The organism is Paraburkholderia sp. (assembly GCF_036488505.1).
Taxonomy (GTDB): Bacteria; Pseudomonadota; Gammaproteobacteria; order Burkholderiales; family Burkholderiaceae; genus Paraburkholderia.
The window spans coordinates 1-6020 of the sequence record NZ_DASXHN010000043.1 but is presented as its reverse complement, the minus strand read 5'-3'; the positions used below and the strand labels follow the sequence as shown (position 1 = coordinate 6020).

Annotated in this window: 5 protein-coding genes; 2 read left to right on the top strand and 3 right to left on the bottom strand. The window is 62.1% G+C overall.

The window, feature by feature from the left end:
- Positions 1-784 (bottom strand): DEAD/DEAH box helicase family protein (locus VGH68_RS02555; RefSeq protein ID WP_331601935.1); only part of this gene is annotated, 784 nt, incomplete at its 3' end.
- Between the two features lie 512 nt (positions 785-1296).
- Between VGH68_RS02555 and VGH68_RS02550 the strand changes: the two genes are divergently transcribed.
- Positions 1297-2496, top strand: coding sequence for an amino acid aminotransferase (locus VGH68_RS02550; protein WP_331601934.1), 1200 nt, complete (start codon positions 1297-1299; stop codon positions 2494-2496).
- Between the two features lie 202 nt (positions 2497-2698).
- Here the strand turns inward: VGH68_RS02550 and VGH68_RS02545 are convergent, their stop codons facing one another.
- Both VGH68_RS02545 and VGH68_RS02540 read right to left on the bottom strand, forming a co-directional pair.
- The gene (locus VGH68_RS02545; RefSeq protein ID WP_331601933.1) at positions 2699-3931 is read right to left on the bottom strand and encodes a patatin-like phospholipase family protein; all 1233 of its coding nucleotides are present in this window, start codon (positions 3929-3931) and stop codon (positions 2699-2701) included.
- An 11-nt stretch (positions 3932-3942) separates the two neighbouring features.
- On the bottom strand, positions 3943-4740 hold the full coding sequence (locus tag VGH68_RS02540) for a 3-hydroxybutyrate dehydrogenase (protein WP_331601932.1): 798 nt from the start codon (positions 4738-4740) through the stop codon (positions 3943-3945).
- Between the two features lie 223 nt (positions 4741-4963).
- Here VGH68_RS02540 and VGH68_RS02535 point away from each other — a divergent pair, with 223 nt between their 5' ends.
- Positions 4964-5935, top strand: coding sequence for an aldo/keto reductase (locus VGH68_RS02535; RefSeq protein ID WP_331601931.1), 972 nt, complete (start codon positions 4964-4966; stop codon positions 5933-5935).
- Positions 5936-6020: the final 85 nt, after the last annotated feature.

Below are 6020 nucleotides of genomic sequence, written 5' to 3'. Positions count from 1 at the left end.
CCGCGCGTTCGAGGTTGGCGATCGTCTCGCCGGTGAGGGTGTTGATCTTGGAGATCCGCTCGATCTCGTTCCCCCACATCTCCACGCGCACGCCCTGCTCCTCATACGCCGGAAAGATCTCGACGGTGTCGCCGCGCACGCGGAACGTCCCGCGCTCGAACGAGACGTCGTTGCGGTTGTACTGCATGGCGATCAGCCGCGCGATGATGTCGCGTTGACCAATCTTGTCGCCGGTGCGCAGCGTCAGAATCATCTGATGATATTCGGACGGGTTACCGATACCGTAAATCGCCGACACCGTCGCCACGATCACCACGTCGCGCCGTTCCATCAGACTCTTCGTAGCCGAGAGCCGCATCTGCTCGATATGCTCGTTGATCGACGAGTCTTTCTCGATGAACAGGTCGCGCTGCGGCACATACGCTTCCGGCTGGTAGTAGTCGTAGTACGAGACGAAATACTCGACTGCGTTGCGCGGGAAGAACTCGCGGAATTCCGAGTACAGCTGCGCGGCGAGCGTCTTGTTCGGCGCGAACACGATCGCCGGGCGACCGAGCCGCGCGATCGTGTTGGCCATCGTGAAAGTCTTGCCGGAGCCGGTCACGCCGAGCAGCGTCTGGAATGCGAGGCCGTCCTCGACGCCCTCGACGAGCGTGTCGATGGCCGTCGGTTGGTCGCCGGCAGGTGGATAGGGCTGGTAAAGCTCGAATGGCGAGCCTTCGAACGCGACGAATCGGGATTCGTCGAGCGTTTCGTCGGTTTCAGTCAGAGGGTGTTCGGACATGGGTGCGGCCGGGCCTTGGGCAAAGAATCATTCTAACGGGTTGAGCAAAGCGACGATCTCACGGGCTTGCGCAGACTTGGAACGGGCGTTGGCGTTGGCGTTGGCGTTGACTTTGGCGTTGGCATGTCATCGCTCTTTGGGCGAAGCGTGCGGCGCCTCCCGCCGGTGGCTGACCGTGTGCTGCGCGCCACTTGTTTCGACGAGTGGGAGCAGCATGCCGCCGGTGTCCGGTCCGGGACGTGCCTTCGTCGAAGCTGGGCGAGCCCGATTTCTCACCCCCGCAGATGCCCGCGGAATGCCTGTTTTTCAAGCAAATAAATGCCCTGCCTCGTCCAAAAACCGCGTCCGGATTCGTTACAATGCGACGTTGCGCTCGCCCGCCGCCACCTGAAGCCGGTCCCCGTTTTCGCGTTCCGCCAGCCTCACGTCGAACTCCAAAACACCGCCGACAGCGCAGGCCAGGCCGCCTCGCGCGCGAAGCCGCCCTCTTTCACAACTGCTGCCCATCCATCATGTCTCTGTTCTCCGCCGTCGAACTTGCTCCCCGCGACCCGATTCTGGGCCTGAACGAAGCCTTCAACGCCGACACGCGCACTACCAAGGTCAACCTCGGCGTTGGCGTGTACTTCAATGAAGAAGGCAAGATTCCGCTGCTGCGCGCCGTACGCGATGCGGAAAGGGCTCGTGTCGACGCCGCGCTGCCGCGCGGCTATCTGCCGATCGAAGGCATCGCCGCTTACGATGCGGCTGTGCAAAAGCTGCTGCTCGGCAACGACTCGCCGCTGATCGCGGCCGGCCGCGTCGTCACCGCACAGGCGCTGGGCGGCACGGGCGCACTGAAGATCGGCGCGGACTTCCTGAAGCGCGTGAATCCGAACAGCAAGGTCGCGATCAGCGATCCGAGCTGGGAAAACCACCGCGCGCTGTTCGAAGGCGCCGGCTTCACCGTCGAGTCGTATCCCTACTATGACGCGCACACGCACGGTGTGAACTTCGACGGCATGCTGGCCGCGCTGAACAGCTACGCGGCAGGCACGGTCGTCGTACTGCACGCGTGCTGCCACAATCCGACCGGGGTCGATCTCAGCGTCGAGCAGTGGAAGCAGGTGGTCGAAGTCGTCAAGGCGCGCAACCTCGTGCCGTTCCTCGACATCGCGTACCAGGGCTTCGGCGACAACATCGATGCGGACGCGGCAGCCGTGCGTCTGTTCGCGGCACAGGAACTGAACGTGTTCGTGTCGTCGTCGTTTTCGAAGTCGTTCTCGCTCTATGGCGAGCGCGTCGGTGCACTGTCGATCATCACGTCGAGCAAGGAAGAATCGGCGCGTGTGTTGTCGCAACTAAAGCGCGTGATCCGCACGAACTATTCGAACCCGCCGACGCACGGCGGTTCGGTCGTCGCGGCGGTGCTCGCGTCGCCGGAGCTGCGCGCGACGTGGGAAGCGGAACTGGGCGAAATGCGCGATCGCATCCGCGCAATGCGCAATGGTCTGGTCGAGCGCCTGAAGGCAAGCGGTGTCGATCGCGACTTCGGCTTCGTCAATGCACAGCGCGGGATGTTCTCGTACTCGGGTCTGACGGCGCCGCAAGTGGACCGTCTGGGCGAAGAGTTCGGCATTTACGCGGTGAGCACGGGCCGCATCTGCGTGGCCGCGCTCAATACGCGCAATCTCGACGTGGTGGCTAACGCGATTGCGCATGTGCTGAAGTAAATCACTTCGCGGCGCGGAAATTGTCCGCGCTGTATAGCGGGTTTCAAGCTGCAACCCCCTGTGAAGCGGCGCCTTTTCTTGTGAGAAGGGCGCCGTTTTTTATTGCCCGATCGGCAGGCTCTGCGACTAAAGACTCGGTGTCTTTCAGTTGCAAGAGCTCAATGACCGCCTTGCGAGCGCGCAACGAAATTGCCGCGCAGATTCAACGCGAATGGCGATGGATATCGTGCGTGACAAAGCCCGCGTCGTTGTCCGGCATATCGAGCCAGTGAGGCTGCTGCAACGAATGGCGGATATCTTCTAAACCGCTTTGCCAATGCTCTCGCATTGTCGACAGCCCGAACTGAAAGTCTTTGTAGTGCCCTTCGTATTCCTTGTGCCGGTAGATCAGGTGGATCACGTTGTAGCGCTTCGAGCACGACAGCTCTTCGGCCAGTTTGCACCACGGGTCGTCGCGCTGATCGGGAGGCACGCGGTCCAATACTTCGCGCAGCACGTGCCGGAACCGCTGCGAGCGCTGCAGCATGTCGGTAACGAGGCGCGTGCGGCTCGAATACTGGACGTCTTTCATGCGGCCCTGCACGTCGGTGATGTTGTCCGGCACCGGCCCGATCGCACTCCATAGGTCGACCTGGAAACCGAGCGTATCGCGGCGCGGCGTGGACTGGATCACCTCATAGAGCGGCGTGTTCGACATCAGGCCGCCGTCCCAGTAATACTGCCCGTCGATCTCGACTGCCGCGAAGCCGGGCGGCAGCGCGCCCGACGCCATGAAATGCTCCGGCTTCAGCGTCGTCTGCGTATTGTCGAAATAGGCGAAATTACCGGTACCGCAATTGACCGCACCGACCGACACGCGGATCTCGCCCGAATTGATCCGGTCGAAATCGCAGAGCGATTCGAGCGTGGCCTTAAGCGGCGTGGTGTCGTAATAGCTTGCCATTTGCGGCGGCCCCGACACGGTTGGCAGCGGCGGCGGAAAACGTGGCACAAAAAACCCTCGCTGCCCTTCGACCAGCGCACTCATTGCCTGCGTCGCGGTGAAGGCCTTGCGCACCGCTTCACTTGAGTTGAATAGCGCGTGTTCGACGAAAGCGGGCAACGGCGGCCCGAACGCCGGCTGGCAGATCGTCTCCCAGAATTGCATCAGACGCTCGACGCGCTTTTCCGGCGGATTGCCCGCGATGATCGCCGTATTCAGCGCGCCAATCGAAATTCCCGCGAGCCAGTTCGGTTCGATGCCGGATTCGTAGAGCCCTTGAAACACGCCAGCCTGATAGGCGCCCAGCGCGCCACCGCCTTGCAGCATCAGCGCGATGGTTTGATAGTTGGGCAACCGCAGAGGCCGGCGCGGGTTCACAGCGGGCGCCGGACCGGCGCCCTCCCCGTCACCGGACACGCCGACGCGCGCCCGCTTCAGATTGCGTTGCGCCACAGGCACTCTCCTTATTGCATATACCAGCCGTGGCTCACCACGAAGGACTGGCCCGTCAGCGCAGCCGTCGGGAAAGTGGACAGGAACAGCACCGTCTGTGCGACGTCTTCGACCGTCGTGAATATGCCGTCGACCGTGCCGCCCAGCATCACGCGCTTGACTACTTCTTCCTCGCTGATGCCGAGTTCCTTCGACTGTTCGGGAATCTGTTTGTCGACGAGCGGCGTGCGCACGAACCCCGGACACACGACATGCGAGCGCACGTTGTGCTTCGCGCCCTCCTTGGCGAGCACGCGCGCAAGACCGAGCAGAGCGTGCTTGGCCGTCACGTAAGCGGATTTCAGCGGTGAGGCCTCGTGCGAATGGACCGAGCCCATGTAGATCACGATGCCACCGCGATCGTCCTTATACATGTGCTTAAGCGCGGCCTTGGTGGTCAGAAAGGCGCCATCCACGTGAATGGCCTGCATCTTCTTCCAGTCCGAAAACGAATAGTTTTCGATCGGATTGACGATCTGAATGCCGGCGTTGGAAATAAGGATGTCGATCGAGCCGAACTCCGCGGCGACCTTGTCGATCCCCTGGTTCACCGCGTCTTCATTCGTCACATCCATCGCGACGCCGATTGCCCTGCCGCCACGCTTTGTGATTTCCTCGGCCACGCCGTTCGCGCCGTCATGGTTGAGATCGGCGATGGCAACCGCCGCGCCCGCCGCGGAAAGAGTCAACGCGATCTGCTTGCCGATGCCGCTTGCGGCGCCAGTGACGACGGCGACTTTACCGTTCAGATCCGTGTTAAGAGACGACATCCAGAACCTCCATGCAGTGGGTGACCAATGAGACCACAAGACCGCGCGCGGCGTGAAGTCGGCCAAAGGTCATAGACCGTTCGGCGGATACGGCTCGGCGGCCAACCTTGCTATTGTGCATGAACGCCGTGGCGGGCATAGGTAAAACGCACGCGGCGCCATATCTCTTTAAACTGGGCGTTTCCGGTTCGATCCCCGTGGCATCACCAACAAGGAGACATGCATGAACTATCGACGTCTGGGCCGCTCCGGCCTGCAAGTCAGCGAACTGTCCATCGGCTCGTGGGTTACGTACGGCAACCAGGTGGATCATCGCGCCGCGCGCGAATCGCTTGCCGCGGCACGCGACGCCGGCGTCAATTTCTTCGACAACGCTGAGGTGTACGCCGGCGGCAAATCCGAGGAAATCATGGGCCACGCATTGAAGGAACTGGCGTGGCCGCGCGTGAGCTACGTCGTCTCAACGAAGTTCTTCTGGGGGCTCACGGAAGCGCCGAACCAGCACTACACGCTCAATCGCAAGTACCTGCTGAACGCGATCGACGGCTCGTTGAAGCGTCTGCAACTCGATTATGTCGATCTCGTGTTCTGTCATCGTCCCGACCCCAACACGCCGGTCGAAGAAACTGTGTGGGCGATGAGCGACATGATCTCTCGTGGCAAGGCGCTGTACTGGGGCACGTCCGAGTGGAGCGCCGATGAAATTCGCGCCGCTTACGAAATCGCCGAACGGCATCATCTTCACAAGCCGGTCATGGAACAGCCGCAATACAACCTGTTCCACCGCAAGCGCGTCGAGCACGAATACAAGCGGCTTTACGAGGACATCGGTCTTGGCCTGACCACGTGGAGTCCGCTCGCATCGGGCCTGCTCACCGGCAAGTATCGCGACGGCGTGCCCGCCGACAGCCGCGCGCAGCTGCAGGGCTATGACTGGCTGCGCAAGGCACTCACCGACCCGGCACGCAACAACGTGGTCGGCCAGCTGGGCACGCTCGCCGACGAGCTCGGCTGCACGATCGGTCAGCTCGCGATCGCGTGGATTCTGAAAAATCCGAACGTCAGCACGGTAATCACGGGCGCGTCGCGAGTCGAGCAGATCGGCGAGAACATGAAGTCCGCCGAGGTGGCCGAGCGCATCACCCCAGAGATCAAGCAGCGGATCGACGAAATCATCGGCGACGCTTACGAGTGAGCCGCTCACGCCGGCGACCGGTCGCATAACCGGCGGTGCGCGGTCGCGTACAATACTCGACCGCACACCGCCGGTCCCTCCGGGT